Source organism: Dolichospermum compactum NIES-806 (assembly GCF_002368115.1).
In the GTDB taxonomy this organism is placed as follows: Bacteria; Cyanobacteriota; Cyanobacteriia; order Cyanobacteriales; family Nostocaceae; genus Dolichospermum; species Dolichospermum compactum.
In genome coordinates, this window is the sequence record NZ_AP018316.1 from 4,784,958 (window position 1) to 4,802,332 (window position 17,375).

A 17,375-nucleotide genomic window follows, 5' to 3' on the forward strand; every position below is an offset into this window, starting at 1 on the left:
CTTGATGATTGTTTATAGGTTGCCAAATTATGATATAATGGTGTACTGTGGTTAAAGTGAAGTCATAACATAAATGACCAAACTTAAACTACAAGGTTGAAATCCAAGTAAATAAGCGCCTTTGGCCGATTGGGGAGGCAACGAACTCATAATTCGTCTTCAGGCTGGTTCGATTCCAGCAGGGCGCACTTTAAAAGAATTCAGGAGGAGTAGGGGCAATCCCCCTGTGGTTGCCTAGGGGCAATCCCCCTGTGGTTGCCTAGGGGCAATCCCCCTGTGGTTGCCTAGGGGCAATCCCCCTGTGATTGCTCCAAATACCGGGGTAGGCACGGGGGCGCTACCTCTACATTAAATCTAAATCTTTTATATAATTAGGGTTTGCTGTCTGGCTTTGAATTTAATTTAGGGCGTTGCTGATAGCCTGCGTGGCGAAGCCATATTAAGGCATGAAAATCAAAAATTCCATTTCTCAAACTCTTACTCTTTGCGTCTGGAATCCCCATGAATCCCCATTGTCGCACCAAACAGGTATGGACTGGGTTTACTGTGAAAAATAGATTGACGGGTAAGTAGGTGAACAGAAAAAATTAAAGGTATGTGAAGAAAAGTAAAATCACTCAAAACTCTCTTCCTGTTCCCTGTTCCCTTGCCCCAAAGCCTTAGCAGTGCCACTTAGTGATTGTACCAAGTAAGTTGTACCAGGTAAGTTGCAAAAATTAGATAATTGTGAATTCATCAATTAATTAATTTAAAAATAACTATAGGTTGGGTTGTCGCTTAACCCAACCTACACATCTTAAATTAAGCACTACTTAAAAGTCTTATGGATCTCATCAATCTGAGAGTTTACGGTATTGGTTTTCTGTAGCCTTACCTTTGAAAATACTATTATCCATAGACTTTTGAGCTTGAGCTTCAATTTTTGATCTTTGTTGCTGACTAGCACCTTTTACATCTTCAATTGTATTCTGAACCTTGCTTTCCGCTTGTTTGACTTTTCCCATGATCTGATCTTCTTTATTGCCTGTAATTTTACCGATTGTTTCTTGAGCTTTACCTTCAATATCCTTGCCTATAGCCTCGACTCTATTCATAGTGGCAATTTGAGTTGGGGCTTGATTAATTGGCTGGGTCAAAAAAGTTGTAGCTAAACTATCCTTAGCAGTCACAGCCGTGAAACTTCCTAGTAATAAAATTAAAGCAATAGTCAGAAAAAACCTACGAAATTTTTCCAGTAAAATCATGAGAATTTGCTCCTCGATAGGTGGGTAATAAATTTATAAATGATAAATGCAATTGTTTATCGTTGTTGAGTTGGTACGGCTGGGGCAACTTTGGCTAAAACTTTCACACTCTTAACACCTTTAATTTGTTTGGCAAGAGGATCAATTTTATTTAATTGCTCTTGAGTTTGTACAGTTCCACCAACGACAATTGCCCCATCTTTGGCAGCAACTGTTAATTGACCAGTGGGAATATTGGCTTCCAGTTTAGAGCGAACTTCACTAGCCAGATCCGTACTCGCACGATCTGTACCTCCCCCCTGAGTGAGATTGCGTTGTTCACGGGCGCGAATATCTGCATTGAGTTGATCTCGACGAACTTGGCTAGTGGCATCTTTTTTATCAGTTTGGACTGTTTTGTCCGTGACAACCTTACCAGCCTGTTCTGTAGAATCGGGTGCATTGCTGCTAGTTTTAGCGTTATTGTCACAGGCAACTGTTCCCAGCAATAAAATGCTGCTGAGGACTAAAGGCGTAATTTTTTTCATAGTTTAAATCCTTGGCAATAGACCTTTGGCATCATAGTTTTGTCAGTTAGTTTTTTCCTAACCAACAAAAATATCTGTCTACCCGAATTTCTCACAAGTGAGAAACGGCAGGATTTTCATAACGACTAGTTTCTGGGGTATTGTAAACTTCCCACTCACGCATCCCTTTATTCTTGAGTATCCTCTCAGCCCGAAGAACTTCAGCCTCTGTGCCATCTACAATGACCAGATAATCTCCGGCAACTACATAATCGTGATAAACTTGCGCCCGATGTTCGGGAATTCCTAAACCTACCAGTCCACCAATCAAACCGCCAACTGCCGCTCCGATAGCCCCACCGGCTAAAGTTGTGGCGATCGCTGTAGCTGCTGCTCCTGCCAACATAATTGGACCTACTCCAGGGATGGCTAGAGTTCCTAGCCCGATCAGCAGGCCTGTCAGCCCTCCAACTGCTCCTCCTGCGCCTATTCCAGTTTTTGCTCCTTCTTCAGCCCGGGTTGTGTCATGTTTTGTGTCATGCCTTGTTTCCTGGGCTGTGGCAGTGGGGTTTTCAACTCGTGTTTCCCCAATTTTGTATCGCTGATTCAAGTCTTCCGTGTCTTTAGCAATCACAGATACATGATTCATATCGAATCTGTTATGTCGCAGTTCACTAAGAGCATTTTCTAACTCCTGGCGAGTAGAAAACACTCCTACGGCTCGTTTATTATTAATCAAAGTCATTTTTTTATCCTCTTGCAAAGGGAACAAATGGCAGGCAACAAGGGTAATCAAGAAAAGACAAAAAAGCCTTATTTTCCCCGCCCCTGCCTGTCTAATCTACTCAAGAATTTCTTTGGCTCTATCTTTTACATCTTCAACGGCGTGGCGAACTTTGGCTTCCGCTTGTTTGTCTTTGCCTTCCGCTTGAGTTTTTGGATCTCCGGTTACATCCCCTACTGCTTCTTGAACTTTACCTTCAATGTTTTTGGCAGTTGCCTTGGCTCTATTTTTGGTACTCATAATCTGCTCCTGATAGAAAATTTAGGCGAAATGTGGATCTTCACGAAACTCCAAAAAACAAAATAAATTATCTTCTCTCCACATTTGGATGCTCTTGGGTGTTAATATCCAGTTCTTCTCGACGTAAAGTTTCTTCAGCATCAATAGTTTCGCGATCTACAACTTTATCAACTCTGACTTCTTCTCGTAGGAAAGCTTCCTTATGAATGTCGGCAGTTTCTTCATAAACATCTATCCGAGCCACTTCAGATGTGCCAAAGTCAACGCTATCTGGTGTAACTGCTTCTCCAGCTTCTGTCGGAGTTATTCGTTCAATAACAACCCGTTCTTTATCTAGTGGGACTGAAACCCTTGCCGTCTCTGTTTCTGTATGTTTGCCAACAATCACCTCTCCTGTTTTAGCGCGAATTTTGTTGGCAATTAATCTTTCTTGATATAGTTTGAAAGTTTGATGATCCTGCTCATTTAGCTCATATAGAGCCGGATCTTGTTTATAGTCATAGGCAGCATTGCCATTACCGGACTTTCTTGGTGGAGCTATGGGAGGGGCTACCATAGTAGCTCCCGCAGGTCGAGAACTAGCTGTATCTACAGAACCGGAACTTTCTAAGAATGCTTCGGAACGATATACTCCCCTGACTTGTTCTTCATAGTTATAATCAATTTCTTTGTGTTCGTTAAATTCGGGTAAATTCTCTGCTTGTTGTTTGGTCATTCCTACTGTATAAACCCGTTCAGAGGTATGATCAATGCGCGAACGACCAACCGGTAACAAAACTTTTTTCCCAAAAATCCACAAACCTAAATCAACAACAAAATAGCGAAAATGTCCTTGTTCATCTACTAAAATATCGCTGACTGTGCCAATTTTTTCATCTGCGGTTGCATAGACACCCATTCCTTTGATGTCTTTGCCTTCAAAACTTTCTCGATAATTTGGATCAAATTCTTTGATTTTTAAAAGAGGCATACTATTTCCATCTCCACTTTTTACGGATGTTACAGATTACAGGTTGATAATTTTGCTCCTGTTGCAGTTCCACCATCAGTTGATGTGATCAAATATCAAATTATTCTCAACATTAGAACCTGGTAAAATTGGATTATTAGGTTTTCTGTTCTGTAGTTCTAATATGTATACATTAGTTATTTTTATGATTAAGACCGTCCATCAAAGGGTTGATTATGCTGGTATGTCAATAGACAGAGATTCTTAATTGAGTGACTGTGTAGGTAAAGTTCAGACCCCCAACTTCTTGAAGAAGTTAGTATCTGTGTGGGTTTAAAAGTGTATAAATTCGTTTGTAGCCGAATAATCTAAAAATTCCTCTTGGGGAAAATCGCAAATAATACACTCGGTGTCAAAAAATTGCACTAAAATCACTACGGCGGTAATCTTTGGGTGTGAGGTTTGAGGTATTTTTAAGTCAGCTTGACGATAAAATTAATCCACTTCCTGCGGCCTTTAAGCTGACTGCGCTAAAAAATTAGAGAGTTAATTTATGTTTCAGTTGTTAAGCCGGGTTTTGCTATGGCTCTTAATTGGTGTTGTAGCCTACTCTTTGTTTCAAAGATTCTACCCATCAGTAACTTTTGTCGGTAAATTCCTTTTAGGATTGGTCATTGTTGTTTTAGCTTTAGCATTTCTCAATCCTAGTGAACCAGCGGTGGCTTCATTATGGCGGTTTATCTCCTTCCCGCTCAAGCCTTTGGGTGCTTCGGTTTTAATGTTGTTTTTAGCTGCTCAAAAAATCAAAGGCGGTGGCATTGATAAACCGGGCGGTTTTTTATTAGGATGGGCGTTGACGGTTTTGCTTTTATCTAGTACACCAGCGATCGCTTACTTCCTAGTCAGATCACCAGTTGCTACAGTTGAGGGGATGAATATCAATCGACCAACTGCCCCATCTACTTTAGTCGCCCTTAGTCCGGCAAATCCTAATTTCACAATCTCAGATATTGGGCAAAATATCATCCCACCTATGGTAGAGATAAATTCTCCAACTATAGCCTTCAATAGTCTGACTGCGAATATCCCTTCCTATTTACTACAAAATCCTCAAGCAATCAGCACCCGTGGGTTACGGGTAGAAGACTTTGTTCCTAATGCAGAAACGCTGCAACTTACTACCCAAGTATGGGAAAGTTATCTCAATCAGATTTATGTTTTTTTGCGTGGTCGCACGTAGAAAAGGCAGGGGGCAGGGGGCAGGGGAGAAAATTCCTCCTTCTTTCTTCTTCTTTCTTCTTCTTCTTGACTCCTGACTCCTTGACTCCTCCCCCCGCAACACAAAAAAGTTAGATAATTGTTGGCATGGCCAAATCTCACAGACTTGATAAAATCGCTGCTTATTTACGCCCCTATTGGCGCGAAACCGTCTTCGGTATTGTTGCTTTATTAGTTGTCAATGGGCTGGGTGTATATATTCCTTTGTTAATTCGTTCAGGGGTAGATACTCTGTCTCGGAGTTTTAGTTTTCCCCAAATCATCCATTATGTAGTTCTCATCGCCCTACTTAGTTCCGCCATGTGGATGATGCGAATGGCTTCTCGCATTTGGATATTTGGTGTGGGAAGACAGGTAGAATTTGATTTGAAACAGCGAATTTTTCAACACTTATTGAAATTAGAACCTGCTTATTTTACGGTTAATACTCCTGGGGATTTAATTAGTCGTGCTACCAGTGATGTAGATAATATTAGACGGTTGGTAGGGTTTGCTGTGTTGAGTTTGGCAAATACTTTCTTTGCCTATCTTTTGACACTACCCGTCATGTTATCCCTAAGTGTGGAACTGACACTGGCATCATTAGCAGTGTACCCGTTCATGTTTTTGATGGTGCATTTTTTTAGCGATCGCCTGCGTAACGAACAAACCGCCGTCCAGGAAGAACTTGCAGAAATTAGTGAACTGGTACGGGAAGATATGAGCGGTATGGCGCTGATTAAAATTTACGCCCAAGAGGACAATGAGCGTCAAGCATTTAACCGGAAAAATGAACAGCTATTAACCGCTAACCTCAAACTAGCTAAAACTCGCAATACCCTATTTCCGCTGATTGGTGGATTAGCCAGTCTGAGTTCTTTGATTATTATTTGGTTAGGTACAGCCAGAATATCCTCTGGAACTCTTGCCATTGGTGATTTTCTGGCTTTGCTAATTTATGTAGAGCGATTAATTTTCCCTACCGCTTTATTAGGATTCACTATTACTGCTTACCAACGGGGTGAAGTGAGTATTAATCGCTTAGAAACTATTCTCAGCGTGACTCCGAAAATTCAAGACACACCAGACGCTATTCATGTAGAACCCAGCCAAATTAAAGGAGAATTGACAGCAGTAAACTTTAGTTACACTTACCCCGGTGTAAATACCCCAGTTCTAGAACACCTGAATTTTCAGATCGCACCTGGGGAATTAGTAGCTATTGTTGGTCCGATTGGTTCAGGAAAATCCACCTTAGCGAATGCTGTCCCCAGATTATTGGATATTCAGCCAGGACAGTTGTTTTTAGATGGGTTGGATATTACAAAACTAGCTGTGAGTGATTTACGGGGAGCGATCGCCTACGTACCACAAGATAGCTTTCTATTCAGTACCACCGTCAAAAATAATATCCGTTATGGTTATCCCGTCTCCGCCGAAGCAGACGTAGTTTACGCCGCCAAAATGGCGCAAATTGACGCAGAAATTCAGAATTTCCCCCAACAGTATGAAACCCTAGTGGGGGAGCGAGGAATTACCCTTTCTGGTGGACAAAGACAACGCACAGCTTTAGCAAGAGCAATGTTAATTGATGCCCCCATCTTGCTATTAGATGATGCCCTTTCCAGTGTAGACAATCAAACCGCTACACAAATCCTCACCAATCTGGCTACAGGGACAAAAAGAAAAACCGTAATTTTTATTACCCACCAACTTTCTGCTGCTGCCACATCTGACCGAATTTTGGTCATGGAACAGGGGAAAATCGTCCAAACAGGTAATCACTCAGAACTGCTAGAACAGCCTGGACTTTATCAAAATTTGTGGAATCAACATCAAGCAGAAGAACTATTACATTGAACCAAAATGGATTAATTTTTGTAATAGTTAGCAGTAGTATTAATCACCAACCGGCATAATCTAAAGATGTTTAAAAATTTACAGTTAGTAGCTTCTGAGTCCAGTAACTTATTAACATCTAAACAGCAGCGTCTTTTAGGAGCGAACTGCTTGCAGCAGTGCTTCGCGATCGCCATTTTAGTCATCATTAGTTTACTGACTTCAGACGGTGGATCACCCATTGAACATAATGTTTCCACCACCTGGGAAGGGTTTATTTGGGGCATAGCCGATCCAGTGATTAGTTTAGACCGTTTTGCAGGGATTGTAGCATTAGGTTTATTTTCCGCTAAATTTACCCGTGGTAATTGGCTAAATATCACTTTTGTTATTGCTGCTATCTGTGGACAATTGATTAATTTATCTCCAGTGATCTTACCTGCACCAGCAATAGCTATTGCTATTTGTACCATTGCATTAGGAGTAATGTTAGTTGCACCAATTCCTATTCATTGGTTAGCAATAGCTTTATTAAGTGCTACTGCTGGGATATTTCAAGGTTACTCCGATGCTACATCCATCATCGGTGCAGAAACATTAACTATGATTATCTTCGTAATTAGTGTTGCCTTCACTCAAACAGTAATTATCATGAGTGCCAGAAAAATAGGTGTAAATTTTGGCATCAATGAAATTAATCAAATCTTACCTAAAATCATCCGTTTTGCTGGTTTAGTATTCTGTGCAATTGGTATCGTATTTTTAGGCTACTCAATAATTTAACTTAGGAATTAGGGAATAGGTATTGGGATTAGCACCGCTTGGCGGAAGTTAAGGGTCAAAACTAAGAGGAACGATGACAAGTTACTTTATTTATTAATAATGCTGATTATGAAACTATTGAATGAATATTTAGGAATATTACTGTGATGATTTTTCCTCAAGATTGGAGCAGGCCAGAAATGATTGCAACTGGAATAGAAACAAGAATCAGTCGCTTAGAATCTATTGTTGAACAGATTGGAGACGCTGTACTCTCGACAACTGAGACAATTGAACGTCTTGCTCACAGAGTTGATGCTCTGAGTCTACAAATAGAAGCCCAAGGAAAACAAGTACAGCAGCAAGGTTATCAGATTTTTGCTTTATGTGACGCTGTGCAAAGTTTGGCTGACTCGCAGAAGGATTCTATGGAACAAATCACTCAATTGTCACAAACATTGGATGGACTTGTATCCTTATTGCAAAATGAATAATGATGGAAGGAGTTCAGGAGTTCAGGGGTCAGGAAGAAAGAAGGAAGAAGGAAGAAGGAAGAAGAAAGAAGAATTTAGCACCTGAATTAGTAAGTCCTAATTACCTTAAACCCTTAACTTTGTCACTGCGATTTTTCCAGAAAAACATATATCAACATCACTATTAGGAGTCCGTTCTCGTTTACCATATTCTCCTGTATAGTAAAAATCATCACCTTCCATTCGGTAATTAACAGGTAAAGGTTTCGTACAAGGTTGACAAAATACCACTTCTGGATCTGCTTGTTGCGGTAACAGGTGCGGTAAATTAACATTCCAAAAACATCCAGGTTCTAGAGGAAGTTCCATCAAATCCTTTAATAATGCAGATGTCCATTTAACAGCCGTATCCCAATCATAATCACGTTTACCTTGACGATATTGAGAAACAGCAATTCCGGGAATCCCGTGCATAGCAGCCTCTCTGACAGCAGCCACAGTCCCAGAAATATACGCATCAACGCCTAAATTTCCACCAGCATTAATACCAGAAATCACATACTTTACATTTGGTGCAATATGTGAAACGGCAACTCGGATACAATCAGCAGGAGTGCCGGCGATCGCATATTCAAAATCAGAACGCCGTTGCAGATTAATCGGTTGATGAGTAGTAACTTGATGTCCACAGCCTGATTGATGGGATTGTGGTGCAGCAATAATTATTGACTTATCATTTACTGCTTTCATTAAAGCTGCAATACCCGGAGCATCAATACCATCGTCATTGGTGATAATTATAGTCATATATATAACTCATATTTGATTTTGAAATTTACGTAGGGGCATTGCCCACCATAGGCGGGTTTCTGCGCTCAATTTCAGCTTACTGCTAAATAAATGTAACGTAATTTCAGTAATTTTAACATATTTTTATTTCTAATTGTTTCTAATTGTGATTTAATGAAATTAGTCGAGTAGCTTAGTATAAAAATCGTTAAGGTGTGGAGATGAGACAGTTCTCAGACTGGATGATAGTTGGTGCTTTTACTTTTGGGGTTGGTATAACTGGTTCTTTGACAGGACAAGTCAGCGTGGGTTTGTTAGGAAGCACTACAGGAGCAATTATAGGAGGATGAAAAGCATCTAATTTTTTTAGATATTTTCCCATATTGATGCACTAATATAGTATTCTGTCAAGATAATTTAGATGCGTTTCCCCTGAGGGTTTAGGGACTTCCAATTAAAAAAATCCCCAAAAGTTTCTTGTGGTGCGGGCATCTTGCCCGCTAATTACCAAGGACAGGCAGGATGCCCATCCCACAAAATTGGGTAATTTATTTTTTGGTGATCCCTTATCTAGACACCAGTATTTATAATGAGCCAAGCAATTAGAAAAACAAGGGATTAAACCGATTGATGCACTTCATGTAGCTTGTGCAGAAGCATCTCAAAGTGATTACTTTATCACTTGTGATAGAAGATTAATTAATCGTTGTCAAGATTTATTACTCAAAGTAATTAACCCAACAGATTTGATTTTGGAGATGGAAGATGACTATTAAAGTTATTAACGAACAACAAAATTTACAAGAAGTGATGCAGGTTTTGCTTGCTCACCTAGAACCAGCAAAAGTAATGAAATTTTGGGCGGCTTGTAAAATAGGTGAAGGGGATTATTTACAACTTAAAGAAAGCCTATTTTCTGAAGAAACAGTTGATAGTTTATATGCCAAAATTCAAGAATATCAAGAGTCTACTGGTAAATGAACAAAGGTTATAAATAAACTTGCAATCAGGATTAATACTGTATAGTAATTTCCTCGCTTGTATGGTATAATAAGATCATTTAAAGTTGCATAGTTTAAAATCAATTAGCTAAAATGATATTGTCCCTATAGGTAAATGATTATGAGATGGGAAGAAGTTTGTGAAAATAAACAATTACAAGATTTACCCTTCAAAATTGAATTAAATAAATGGGGACAAATTGTCATGAGTCCTGTAAAAATTAAACACTCTTTTCATCAAGGAAGAATCCAACGACTATTAGAATCTTTATTAAAAACTGGCGAAGTCATGCCAGAATGTGCAATCAATACATCAGACGGCGTTAAAGTTGCTGATGTCGTTTGGTGTTCAGATACAAGATTTGATCAAATTCAAGATGAAATATCAGCTTCCATAGCACCAGAAATTTGTATAGAAGTTAAATCTACGGGCAATACTATTGATGAAATGGAATTTAAGAAACAATTATATTTAGAAGCTCAAGCAATTGAAGTATGGTTATGTAATGAACAAGGTGAAATCAGGTTCTATAATCAACAAGGTGAATTAGAAAACTCTTTGTTAGTTCCTGACTTTCCTCAACAAATTAAACGCTAATCTGCTGAACTTTGTTGTATCTATCACCTTTCACCTACAGTCCACCAAGCTAAAGCATAAGGTTGAGTAGCTTCATTAACCTGCTTCTTGAATTGCACCCGAATCTTATAGTTACCATTAGTAGGAACTGGACAAAAAATATGTTCCACACTATCAACTTCACTCACAGAATCACAAACCACAACTTCATTATTTTTCCCATTTTCCTTAACTAAATAGACATCAAGATTATTTAATCCTTTATCTATAAATGTTTCCCCTATATCATATTCCTGATTATTATCTTTATCATTCAACTCCACCAAACGATTCCAAATTAAAGTAATAGCCACAAAACTATTTTGTTTCAAACCATTTTGCAAAGTATATTCTCTAGAAGAATTAGCATTAACAGTGCCATAATCCCAACCAATAGACGGAACTGGTGCAGTAGGTTTCCATTCACCACCATTCAACTGTTGATAAGCTCGAAAAGCATTTAAATGACCTGCTCCCATTTGAGCATCCAGGGGAATTTTGGAATTTTTGTAAGCATTAGAAACTAACCAATCTTGATTTTGTTTATCAATTAAAGTCCTCGTCATTCCCAACCGTAAACCATCACCACCATCTTGAATCTTGTCCGCAGAATTAAGTAATATTGCTTTCATGATCTGATGACGACGAGCATCAATAGTCCAATTTGCTTGTTTAGTTCGTAACTGTCTATCCACAAATTCCTGTAATAAAGCCACAGTAGCCGTAACTTGCGGTGCAGCAAAACTCGTACCTGTAGATTTATTTAACTTACCATCAGGATTAAGTAAAGGAATATTCGTCCCAGGAGCAACCAAACTAATTGCAATTCTCCCCCCAACGTTAAATTCCTTCCCGGCTAAACGATTTTCTATACCTTGATTAATACTCGCCAAATTAGAAACGTGAACTTTATTAAAAATTCCCTTGCGTTCTGAAGAAAAAGCCACATTAATTGCGTTAAAATTGTCTGTAGGAATGGGAATCCCGCCTTTGCCTTGATTACCAGCAATGGTATACACAACATCATGAACCCGACTAGACCAGTCAATACATAATGTTAGTAAAGCATTACCATCTAACATAGCTTCTGGTCGAGGATCACGTTCCAGAGGTTCACCAAAACTAAAATTAATCGCCCGCACATCACCACCATTTTGTAAAGCAATATGTTGTGCTGATAAACACTCCTCCGGTTGACCAATTTTTTTTGTAGATCCGACAGCAGAAGAATACAGTCGCGCATTTGGTGCAACACCGGGAAAAGCCTTATCTTGACTCACCATCACACCAGAAACATTATAGGCATGAGGATCAACACCAACATTCGACTTAGCGGGAACATTGCGTGAAAACACTGCAAATGGAGATACAGCCCGATTTTTAGATACGGCTTTATCCCAGCCAAACATCCCCGGACGACCAATTTCCACTTGACCAATGGCAATTTTCCGCCCAGTCAAATTATAAGGGGCTTGATGTAGTTTCAGCGCATCAATACCGTTAGCGCCTAAAAAATTTGCAAACTTGACACCAGCAAAGACGGGTACAGTCAAGCAAGAAAAACCTAAACTCCAAAAAATTAGCCAATTTTTATTCATAACCGCTTGTTACTCCCTTCCCAAATCAAGATTTATCTTCTTCCTTCCTTCCTTTCTTCGTGTCCTTCGTCCCTATATCCCTCCGGGACGCTGCGCGAACGTGGTTCATTTAATCCATATTCTTCCAGAGGGAAAGGAGAAAAGAGAGAGAAATTTTATTTAAAATTTTCATTTTTGAATTAATTTTTAATAATTTCTCCATATTTTGTTACAATGCCTACAGACGAAGACGCTTAAAACCCACTAGCCATGACCCAAAATTCATCTCAAAAGCCTATAGTTATCGCTCCATCTATCCTATCAGCAGATTTTAGCCGTCTGGGTGACGATATTCGCGCCGTAGACAAAGCCGGAGCAGATTGGATTCACGTTGATGTAATGGATGGACGTTTTGTCCCTAATATTACAATAGGTCCTCTGATTGTGGAGGCGATTCGTCCAGTTACCACCAAACCACTGGATGTCCACTTGATGATTGTGGAACCAGAAAAGTATGTGGAAGGTTTTGCTAAAGCTGGCGCTGATATTATTTCTGTCCACGCAGAACACAACGCTTCACCTCACTTACACCGCACTCTCGGACAAATCAGAGAACTCGGTAAGAAAGCTGGAGTTGTACTCAATCCGGGTACACCTTTGGAGTTAATTGAATATGTTCTAGAATTGTGCGATTTAGTGCTAATTATGAGCGTTAACCCCGGTTTCGGTGGTCAAAGCTTTATTCCTAGCGTAGTTCCTAAAATCCGCAAGTTGCGTCAAATGTGCGATGAACGCGGTTTAGATCCTTGGATTGAAGTTGACGGGGGACTAAAAGCTAATAATACTTGGCAAGTTTTGGAAGCTGGCGCTAATGCTATTGTAGCGGGTTCGGCTGTATTCAATGCCCCTGATTATGCTGAGGCGATTACCAATATCCGTAACAGTAAGCGTCCAACTCCAGAATTGGCTGCTGTTTAATTTAATACTTGTGATTAAGTAAGACTCAGATCCCCGACTTCTTTGAGAAGTCGGGGATCTATTTTCTATTTTATTTTTAATAAAATTTGATGCACTCTGGAATTTGGTTTCAGGGTGATATTTGCGTAATTTTTCTTAATTTACTGCAATATAAATGTAAAATAATTTAAGTAATTTTAACGTATTGGTTATTTCTAATTGTGATTTAATGAAATTAGTTGAGTTGGCAGTATCCCGAAATTATACTTGTAGTATAATATTGTAGCGTATCCTTTATTGGCTCATCGTCATTGTTAAAATCATAAAAAAATCAGTATGTCTAATGTAATCGGTGAAATTATTGGTGGTAAGTACGATATCCAAACCAAACTGGGACAAGGTGGTAGTGGAGTAGTCTATTTAGCGAAAAAATTAGATACTAATGAGCGTTATGCTATTAAAACTCTTTCTACTGATGAAGATAACGCAATTAAACTTTTGGAAAGAGAAACTGAGACTTTAAAACGTTTTAATCATCCGAATATTGTTAAATTTATTGAACAAGGTTATGAAACCCGTCATAAGCTGGTTTATTTAGTATTAGAGTATTTAGATGGTCAAGATATTAAAACTTATTTTGATAGTGGCATTGATTTAAAAACAAAATTTAATCTATTTAAACAAATTACAGAGCGATGCTTGCTGAACATCTTCTCAAAAGTCTGGATGAAATTAATCCTGAAGTTGAAACTGTTTGGGAAAAAGAAATTGCAAATCGCATACAGGTAATAGATAAAGGTCAAGTCGCGTTAATTCCAGCCGATGAAGTATTGCAAATATTAAGTAATCGCTGATATTGCTTGAATTCAATCCTCATGCACAAATAGAACCCGCTTTACAGATTTGATAGTCAGTCTTCTCCTTAGGGGCTACCATTATTGGTAGTTTATGTGCTTTCAAACCCGCACCAGGGCAGTAAGAATTGGTTCTTTGGGTTCTTTGAGAACCTCACTTATACTCAACACGGCTTAATTATTTGATTTAAGCGGGTAGGGGTTTAGCATTGCTAAACCCCTACAAATCTAGGTTTTTCGTGATTTTACAAAAGTCCATGTCCCAACCGTTTTGAGTATACATGGATATCAAGTTTTCATTAGTAGAGGACTAAAGCCTGGAATCCCCCCAAGAAATGGGTTTCTCCAGAACGAATCGCACTTACACGTATCTCGGCTCAATACCAAAAAGGCTGAAAGTTTTACTTCACCTTACCCTGTGCCAGTCAGTATGCAATTTGCTGCTCATCCATTGGAGTCAGATGAATTACTAACCGCTGATTAAGAGCATGAGCGATTTTTTGCAGCATGGAAAGAGAATGTCCTTCATAGTCAGCATCTTCTAGCCGTGCAATTACTGGTTGTTTTGTGCCAATCAGTTCAGCCAACTGTTTCTGCGTTAACCCAGCTTTGGTTCTGGCTTCATATATTAACTGTGCCACTTCTGCATTAATGGTAGATACCGCTACCATTGCCTCAAGTTGAGGATCAGTACGAGTCATCTTGTCGATAATTTTAATCGCATCCTTAGTCTTGGACATCATCATCATCCTCCTCCTCGTGGTAAGTGTGCGCTTCTGGGCTTTCCTCAAATAAACGCTTTCGCGCTATCGCTCGTTCGATATCAATTGCTGGTACTGCTGCTTGTTCTTTCGTAATGGCTTGTGCCAGAATCGCCACGTTTTGCCCATGAAAGAAGTACAAAATCCGGTACTGGACACGAATATGCTTTGCCCGCAATTCATAAATTCCATCTCGCAGGTAATCCGCTCCAGGGCGACGCATGCTAAGTCCGGCGATCGCTGCTTAAATTATTGATAATGGTGCGTTACGCTGTCCCTAACACACCCTACTGTAGAGGCGATCGCTGCTTAAATTATTGATAATGGTGCGTTACGCTGTCCCTAACACACCCTACTGTAGAGTGACAAAATCAAATTTTGGATGATTATGGTGTTTCTGGAAATGTTTGCACTTTGCTATCAGGACTGAGGATAACTCGGATTCTCAAGTTTTGCCCAGCTTTATTACTAGAAACAAAGGGTTTGCCAATTTCGGGAATACCACTACTATCAATGTATTCTCTAGCGACTTGATTTAATGGTAAAATTCTTTCGATTTTGCCGTCAATACCCAATGTTAAACTATATTCTAGAGTTTGTGAAAGTCCGGTTGGTGGTTGCCAACGCTTGTTGAGGTATTCTCTGGCTTCTGCTATTTGAGGTGTATCAAATAAGGTTTTGTTATCAGTAGTTTGGGTATCTGAGGTAGGTTTGGTTGCGGTTCTTAATCTGCTTGCTAAACTATCTTGATTTCCTATTGGAGATGGCTGTTGTGGGGTAGTATTACTGGCAACACTTGGTGCTAATTCCGCAGCGGCAGGGGTAGGAATTAGGTTGGAAATATTACTTAAATTGTTGTTGGGGATGGTGGCAATAGATGGAGATAGTTGGGTAATATCCGATGGTACATTCTTGGATTTCGTGGGATTTACTGCTTTTTTATTGGGAATAGTTGAAGCATTGGGGATGGCTTTTGTTACTTGTGTGATGTTGGCATTGGGAATGATCCCTGGTAGGGGAACTTGTGAAGTTAGAGGATAGGAGGAAGTATCGGATGGTATGGTTAATGGCGGCTGAGATGTTTTTGATGGTGCAGCTGGGATGGTTGCATTAGGAAAGGAAAGCGGGGGTGCGGGGGTACTCAGGTTAGGAAGTGGTGGTGTTAGTTGGGGTTGAGGGGTAATTAAGGGCAGGGATGGTGTTGGGATAGGGTCTTGTTGAGTAGGTTCTATAGCGACTGGTTCGGGAGAATGGGGGACGTTGTTGGCAACTTTCTGACGATTTTTCTGGATGTTGTTGGCATATTGCCAGGTAAATGGTGTTAAACCGGCTGCTAATACTAAGACTGCGGCAATGGGGGCCCACTGAGGTAGACTCGGTTTAATAATTTGATGGCTGGTAGTTGGTAAGACGACCATATCAGATGAGTATTCGTCTAAAGCTGTTGCTAAATCAAATAGTTGTAGTAAAGTCAGTTCAATTACTTGTCCAGATGTTTGGTTGGCAAGATCACCAAAAAAGAGTTGATGAGTTAAATTATGGCTGGGTTCTAAATATATTTTTGTTTGGGGAATTTGGGTTTTAAAGGATGAGATATTTGGGGTGGGAGGGACAGATGGGGGAATGTCTGTTATTTCTGGTTCTGATGTTGCGTGGGGATGATCACTGCCTAATAAGGTAATACTAAAATCTTCCGCAGATTGTTGCAGAAGTGTTTGAACGTAGGTGGTAACGATATCACATAAAATTTCTAGTTGTCGGCGATCGCCCTGAACGAGTATTTTATCTGCTTCTGGTAGTCGAGGATCATCAAATCGCAAGCTAAAACTGAGATCACTAATCACAGTTTTGTCTGTCCACCTTGACAAAGGGGAGTTTTGCGCCGATATTTCTAATGTACAAGTCGGGGGGGTGTAGCGACGAATTACAGAATTTGATGGAGACATAACAACAATTGCCAAGAAAAAAAATAGGTATTTTGGATTTTAGATAGGGAATGAAAATCAAAAATCGCTAATTATTTTGTGGAAAGGTCTATGAGTGCTAACCACAAACGCCGATGTCCACCAGATGCACTATAAAAGAGTAAATTTATTAACAGTTTGAGGGCGAGGTTGGTAAGCAAATCTGTTGAAGTTGCTTCTTCCTCTTCCATCCGTTCTTGGTAGGTATTACAAAAAGCGTCTATGTAGTCTCCTAATAGGGTGGCTTGATGAGGTTTTTGCTTATTTGCTGTCAATTGTTCTAATAAACCTACAGCCCGCCGAATTAATTCTTGGTGTTGTTTGGCGAGATGGCAGATAATGAGAACTAGCGATCGCGCTTCTTCTACATCTAACTTTTTCCGTCCCCCTTGACTTTTGCGGAGGGGATTGGATTGCCGCAATCGCCACAATGCCACCCGATCTGGTACTTTGGATTCTAAGTTCAGACTAACTGCTGCTGACAGCATGGCTTCTGAACCAATACCAGTTAAGGTTTCTAGGGCTAATAGCACTAAATCTAACTGAGTTTTAATATTTTCCCATTGAGTTGTGTTTGGGACTGGGATTTGATTTAAATCCTCCCAAGGTGATTTTGGTATAGTCGGATTAGCGGTTGAGTGCATAACTTTTAGCATAAATGATCAGGCTTAAAGAATCTGTGACTGTTACCTATTTGGAAACGAGTTAGTCATTGGTCATTGGTCATTGGTCAGTTGTTGATCTTCTCCCTAACTCCCCTACCTCCCCTACTTCCCCTACCTCCCCTACCTCCCCTGCCTCC

General features: G+C 39.8%; 20 protein-coding genes, 1 tRNA gene and 1 pseudogene. 11 read left to right on the top strand and 11 right to left on the bottom strand.

Features of this window, described 5'->3' with window-relative positions; genetic code table 11:
* Positions 1 to 115: 115 nt before the first annotated feature.
* A tRNA-Ile gene (locus CA730_RS22275) sits at positions 116 to 188 on the top strand.
* A 759-nt stretch (positions 189 to 947) separates the two neighbouring features.
* On the opposite strand, the pseudogene CA730_RS26280 reads toward CA730_RS22275, so the two are convergent.
* From CA730_RS26280 to CA730_RS22300, 5 genes and pseudogenes are all read right to left on the bottom strand, one after another.
* Positions 948 to 1,094, bottom strand: a pseudogene (locus tag CA730_RS26280) (CsbD family protein); the annotation flags it as partial.
* Between the two features lie 206 nt (positions 1,095 to 1,300).
* A complete protein-coding gene (locus CA730_RS22285) occupies positions 1,301 to 1,771 on the bottom strand; it encodes a BON domain-containing protein (protein ID WP_096670644.1) in 471 nt (156 codons plus the stop codon).
* 91 nt (positions 1,772 to 1,862) lie between these two features.
* On the bottom strand, positions 1,863 to 2,495 hold the full coding sequence (locus CA730_RS22290; RefSeq protein WP_096670646.1) for a signal transduction histidine kinase (STHK), LytS: 633 nt from the start codon (positions 2,493 to 2,495) through the stop codon (positions 1,863 to 1,865).
* Between the two features lie 96 nt (positions 2,496 to 2,591).
* Positions 2,592 to 2,774 carry a CsbD family protein gene (locus tag CA730_RS22295; RefSeq protein WP_096670648.1) on the bottom strand — a complete coding sequence of 61 codons (183 nt, stop codon included), beginning with the start codon at positions 2,772 to 2,774 and terminating at the stop codon, positions 2,592 to 2,594.
* A 67-nt stretch (positions 2,775 to 2,841) separates the two neighbouring features.
* Positions 2,842 to 3,744, bottom strand: a complete 903-nt coding sequence (locus CA730_RS22300; RefSeq protein WP_096670650.1) for a DUF2382 domain-containing protein — start codon at positions 3,742 to 3,744, stop codon at positions 2,842 to 2,844.
* Between the two features lie 532 nt (positions 3,745 to 4,276).
* On the opposite strand from CA730_RS22300, the gene CA730_RS22305 reads away from it, so the two are divergent.
* The 4 genes from CA730_RS22305 to CA730_RS22320 all read left to right on the top strand — a co-directional run bounded on the left by CA730_RS22305 (position 4,277) and on the right by CA730_RS22320 (position 8,075).
* On the top strand, positions 4,277 to 4,963 hold the full coding sequence (locus tag CA730_RS22305) for a hypothetical protein (RefSeq protein ID WP_096670652.1): 687 nt from the start codon (positions 4,277 to 4,279) through the stop codon (positions 4,961 to 4,963).
* 125 nt (positions 4,964 to 5,088) lie between these two features.
* On the top strand, positions 5,089 to 6,840 hold the full coding sequence (locus tag CA730_RS22310; protein WP_096670654.1) for an ABC transporter ATP-binding protein: 1,752 nt from the start codon (positions 5,089 to 5,091) through the stop codon (positions 6,838 to 6,840).
* 150 nt (positions 6,841 to 6,990) lie between these two features.
* A complete protein-coding gene (locus tag CA730_RS22315; RefSeq protein ID WP_231939912.1) occupies positions 6,991 to 7,602 on the top strand; it encodes a HupE/UreJ family protein in 612 nt (203 codons plus the stop codon).
* Positions 7,603 to 7,781: 179 nt separating this feature from the next.
* Positions 7,782 to 8,075 carry a hypothetical protein gene (locus CA730_RS22320; protein ID WP_172891230.1) on the top strand — a complete coding sequence of 98 codons (294 nt, stop codon included), beginning with the start codon at positions 7,782 to 7,784 and terminating at the stop codon, positions 8,073 to 8,075.
* Between the two features lie 105 nt (positions 8,076 to 8,180).
* On the opposite strand, the gene surE is transcribed toward CA730_RS22320, so the two are convergent.
* Positions 8,181 to 8,861, bottom strand: coding sequence for a 5'/3'-nucleotidase SurE (surE, locus tag CA730_RS22325; RefSeq protein ID WP_096670658.1), 681 nt, complete (start codon positions 8,859 to 8,861; stop codon positions 8,181 to 8,183).
* Between the two features lie 203 nt (positions 8,862 to 9,064).
* On the opposite strand from surE, the gene CA730_RS26175 reads away from it, so the two are divergent.
* The 3 genes from CA730_RS26175 (at position 9,065) to CA730_RS22340 (ending at position 10,442) form a co-directional block, all read left to right on the top strand.
* Positions 9,065 to 9,193 (top strand): hypothetical protein, encoded by a 129-nt coding sequence (locus CA730_RS26175; protein ID WP_269076487.1) that lies wholly within the window; start codon positions 9,065 to 9,067, stop codon positions 9,191 to 9,193.
* Between the two features lie 415 nt (positions 9,194 to 9,608).
* Positions 9,609 to 9,824, top strand: a complete 216-nt coding sequence (locus CA730_RS22335) for a hypothetical protein (protein WP_096670660.1) — start codon at positions 9,609 to 9,611, stop codon at positions 9,822 to 9,824.
* Positions 9,825 to 9,965: 141 nt separating this feature from the next.
* Positions 9,966 to 10,442 carry a Uma2 family endonuclease gene (locus tag CA730_RS22340; RefSeq protein ID WP_096670662.1) on the top strand — a complete coding sequence of 159 codons (477 nt, stop codon included), beginning with the start codon at positions 9,966 to 9,968 and terminating at the stop codon, positions 10,440 to 10,442.
* Positions 10,443 to 10,465: 23 nt separating this feature from the next.
* Here CA730_RS22340 and CA730_RS22345 read toward each other — a convergent pair whose 3' ends face one another.
* A complete protein-coding gene (locus CA730_RS22345) occupies positions 10,466 to 12,058 on the bottom strand; it encodes a S8 family serine peptidase (protein WP_096670664.1) in 1,593 nt (530 codons plus the stop codon).
* 249 nt (positions 12,059 to 12,307) lie between these two features.
* On the opposite strand from CA730_RS22345, the gene rpe reads away from it, so the two are divergent.
* The 3 genes from rpe to CA730_RS22360 all read left to right on the top strand — a co-directional run bounded on the left by rpe (position 12,308) and on the right by CA730_RS22360 (position 13,848).
* On the top strand, positions 12,308 to 13,015 hold the full coding sequence (gene rpe / locus CA730_RS22350) for a ribulose-phosphate 3-epimerase (RefSeq protein WP_096670666.1): 708 nt from the start codon (positions 12,308 to 12,310) through the stop codon (positions 13,013 to 13,015).
* 315 nt (positions 13,016 to 13,330) lie between these two features.
* The gene (locus CA730_RS25830; protein WP_231939913.1) at positions 13,331 to 13,783 is read left to right on the top strand and encodes a protein kinase domain-containing protein; all 453 of its coding nucleotides are present in this window, start codon (positions 13,331 to 13,333) and stop codon (positions 13,781 to 13,783) included.
* Positions 13,726 to 13,848 (top strand): addiction module protein, encoded by a 123-nt coding sequence (locus CA730_RS22360; RefSeq protein WP_231940152.1) that lies wholly within the window; start codon positions 13,726 to 13,728, stop codon positions 13,846 to 13,848. Before CA730_RS25830 ends, CA730_RS22360 begins: the two co-directional genes overlap by 58 nt.
* Before the next feature lie 425 nt (positions 13,849 to 14,273).
* Here CA730_RS22360 and CA730_RS22365 read toward each other — a convergent pair whose 3' ends face one another.
* The 4 genes from CA730_RS22365 to CA730_RS22380 form a co-directional block, all read right to left on the bottom strand.
* On the bottom strand, positions 14,274 to 14,588 hold the full coding sequence (locus tag CA730_RS22365) for a helix-turn-helix domain-containing protein (RefSeq protein ID WP_096670670.1): 315 nt from the start codon (positions 14,586 to 14,588) through the stop codon (positions 14,274 to 14,276).
* Positions 14,575 to 14,832: a type II toxin-antitoxin system RelE/ParE family toxin gene (locus CA730_RS22370; RefSeq protein WP_231939914.1), complete on the bottom strand. Its 258-nt coding sequence runs from the start codon at positions 14,830 to 14,832 to the stop codon at positions 14,575 to 14,577. Before CA730_RS22370 ends, CA730_RS22365 begins: the two co-directional genes overlap by 14 nt.
* Before the next feature lie 163 nt (positions 14,833 to 14,995).
* Positions 14,996 to 16,555: a DUF4335 domain-containing protein gene (locus tag CA730_RS22375; RefSeq protein WP_096670672.1), complete on the bottom strand. Its 1,560-nt coding sequence runs from the start codon at positions 16,553 to 16,555 to the stop codon at positions 14,996 to 14,998.
* A 71-nt stretch (positions 16,556 to 16,626) separates the two neighbouring features.
* A complete protein-coding gene (locus CA730_RS22380) occupies positions 16,627 to 17,229 on the bottom strand; it encodes a DUF3038 domain-containing protein (protein WP_096670673.1) in 603 nt (200 codons plus the stop codon).
* Between the last annotated feature and the right edge of the window lie 146 nt (positions 17,230 to 17,375).